Raw genomic sequence first — 2,900 nt, 5'->3', positions numbered from 1 at the left:
CGGAGACGAGCCGCACCGGATCGCTCACGCGCGCGCCTCCCCTTCGGGAACGAGCACGACGCGGCCGGAGACGCGATGCTCGCGCAGCTCCTCGAACACCCGCCCGACGGCGGAAAGCGGACGCATCTGTGTCGACGACACGATGTCGATCCTCCCCTCGAGCACCATCCGGACGATCTCCGGATAGTGCGCCGGGTCGCATCCCCAGTTGCCGACCGCCTTCGCGTCGAACGCCATGAGGTTCGAGAGGCGGATCGCGACGGTGTCGAGCGTGAAGCCGACGACCATCAGCGTCGCCGCGGGCCCGAGGAGACCGAAGGCGGTGGCCTGCCCGGCGGCCGTCCCCGAGCACTCGAAGATCTTCCAGCCGGAAGCCGAGGCGCCGGCCTCGCGGGCCGCCGCCTGCACCCGGGCGCGAACCTCCTTGCCGGAGAGCCCCGAAGGATCGATCGCCCCGACGGCGCCCTGCGCGCGCGCGGACTCGAGCCGCGCGGGATCCACGTCGACCGCGATCACGGCCGCGCCGCGGTCGCGGGCGATCTGCGCCGCGTAGCCGCCCACCCCGCCGAGCCCGACGACGACCGCCGCGTCCCCCCGCGCCGCGCCCGACCGGTGCACCGACTGGTACGCCGTCGAGACCGCGTCGGCGACGACGGCCATGTGGCGGAGCGTCGTTCCTCCGGAAAGGGGCGCGTCCGGGTCCTGCGTCGCGCCCGGCACCTCGCACAGCGAGCGGGCCGGGACGACGACGTGCGTGGCGAAGCCGCCGTCGCAGTCGTTCCCCGGCATGACCTGGCAAGCGCAGACGGTCGGCCGCCCCGCCCGGCAGTCCGCGCAGATCCCGCACGGCAGCACGGCGGGCACGACGACGGCGCGCCCCACGAGCTGTCGGAAAGCGCTTCCCGCGTCCTCGACGTATCCCGAGATCTCGTGGCCGAGGACGAGCGGCAGCGGATGCCGGGTGCGCACGCCGGAGTCCAGGAACCCCGCGTCCGTGTGGCACACGCCGCATCCGGCCACGCGCACGAGCGCGTCTCCGGGGCCTGGCGCCGGAACGGCCCTTTCGACGCGGCGGAGCGGGCTCCCCGCCGCTTCGAGCGCGTAGCCGACGTAGCCGCTCATCCGCCCATTCCCTGCCCCCCGTCGACCGGCAGGCTCACGCCCGTGATGTGGGAAGCGCCCTCGCCGAGCAGGAACCCGACGGCGGCGGCGACGTCCGCGGCGCTCCCGGCGCGGCCGAGGGGGATCTCCGCGAGCGCCCGCTGCCGGACCGCTTCGGGGAGCCGCCCGGTCATCGGCGTCTCCGTGAAGCCGGGCTCGACGACGTTGACCGTCACGTGGGACGCGGCGAGCTCGCGCGCGGCGCTGCGCGCGAGCCCGACGAGCCCCGCCTTCGCGGCGGCGTAGTTGGCCTGCCCGAACTTCCCGCGCCGCCCGTTGATCGAGGAGACGAGCACGATCCGGCCCGCTCCCTGTTTCCGCAGCGTGGGCGCCGCCGCGCGCACGAAGTGGGCGGCCCCCCCGAGATCGACGCCGAGCACGGCGTCCCATTCCTCGTCGGTCATCTTCCAGAGGACCGCGTCCCGGCAGATCCCGGCGGCGAGCACGAGGTGATCGAGTCGTCCGCGGCGGCGGACGAGGTCGGCGACGATCGCGCGGGCGGAGGCAGCGTCGGCGACGTCGGCGTCGTAGAGGTCTTCCCGGTCGAAGCGCCGCCGAAGGCGGGCGAGCGCGCGGGAGTCGCGGTCGACGATCGCGACCGCCGCGCCCGCCGTCCGGAGGAGCTCGGCGCAGGCGCGCCCGATGCCGGAGGCGCCTCCCGTCACGAGGGCGACGCGGCCGCGAAACGGGAGGGCGCGCCGCTTCACGGCGTGACGGCCGCGGCCGCGACTTCGACGCCGCAGACTCCGCAGAACCGGAACGTCGACGGCAGCCCCGAGGCCCCGCAGGACGGGCATTCCCCGACGTGCGCGCCCCAGGGCGTCTCGGGCGAGCCTCCCGGAGTCGTCGCGCGCGCCCGCACCGCGGCGAAATCGACGGGGCGCTTGCGCGCGAAGGCCGTCATGCCCTCGAGCGGCTCGTAATCGGTGTAGTGGAGCGCGAGCCAGTCCTGGGCGTGGCGCACCGTGAGCGACCAGGCGAAGTCCTTCCAGAAGTTCGCCTGCTGCTTCGTGTAGCGCACGCACTCGGGGAACGTCGCGAGGAGCTCGGCGGTCAGGGCGTCGATTTCCGCGTCGAGCCGGGAGAGATCGATCCCGTAGCCGTCCCGCCCTTTGCGCGCCTTCTCGATCTCCTCGGCCGACGGCGCGTCGACCAGACGGCCCTCGCGGGTGACCGTCGGCGCGACCCGGTTGACGAGGCCCCACTCGAGGGCCTGACGCGCGGGCACCTGCCGGTTCGTGAACAGCATCTCTCGCGCGCGCTTGTCCCCGGTCGCGAGCGACAGCCACTGCGTGGCGCCTCCGCACGCGACGGATCCCACGCGGACCCCGACCTGGCCGACCGACGCGTGCTCGGCGATCACGGCGAGGTCGCAGGCGAGGACGGTCTCGTTGCCGCCTCCGACGGCGACCCCGTTGATCCGGGCGACCACCGGCTTTCCGGTCGAGAGGATCGCGTCGATGTACGCGCGGAACAGGGCCATGTACTTCCAGTAGTCCCGGGGCGCGGCGACGTACTTCTCCGCGTACTCCTTGACGTCCCCGCCGGTGCAGAATGCCTTCTCGCCCGCGCCGGTCAGCACGACTACGGCAACCTGGTCGTCCCAGGCAGCGTCACGGAATGCCTGCGTCATTTCCTGCAAGGTCCGATAGGTGTAGGCGTTGTACTTGTCGGGACGGTTCATCGTCACCGTCGCCACCCAATCGCGCTTGCTGTAGAGAATCTCCTGGAACCCAAAG

General features: G+C 73.3%; 3 protein-coding genes. All 3 read right to left on the bottom strand.

From position 1 onward, the window contains the following. Window positions 1-24: 24 nt before the first annotated feature. On the bottom strand, window positions 25-1,122 hold the full coding sequence (had, locus tag VKH46_11135; protein HKB71388.1) for a 6-hydroxycyclohex-1-ene-1-carbonyl-CoA dehydrogenase: 1,098 nt from the start codon (window positions 1,120-1,122) through the stop codon (window positions 25-27). Beyond that, a complete protein-coding gene (fabG, locus tag VKH46_11130) occupies window positions 1,119-1,868 on the bottom strand; it encodes a 3-oxoacyl-ACP reductase FabG (GenBank protein HKB71387.1) in 750 nt (249 codons plus the stop codon). Before fabG ends, had begins: the two co-directional genes overlap by 4 nt. After that, window positions 1,865-2,900, bottom strand: a 1,036-nt coding sequence (locus VKH46_11125; protein HKB71386.1) for an enoyl-CoA hydratase-related protein, incomplete at its 5' end; no start/stop codon positions are given. The genes fabG and VKH46_11125, both read right to left, overlap by 4 nt.

The organism is Thermoanaerobaculia bacterium (assembly GCA_035260525.1).
Lineage (GTDB): Bacteria > Acidobacteriota > Thermoanaerobaculia > UBA5066 > DATFVB01 > DATFVB01.
Note: the sequence above shows the minus strand (reverse complement) of the source record. Positions and strands in the feature narration are given on the sequence as shown.

Bases quoted from the DNA above. Each gene is read 5' to 3' on its own strand.
- had (HKB71388.1), bottom strand. From the start codon at position 1,122: ATGAGCGGCTACGTCGGCTACGCGCTCGAAGCGGCGGGGAGCCCGCTC.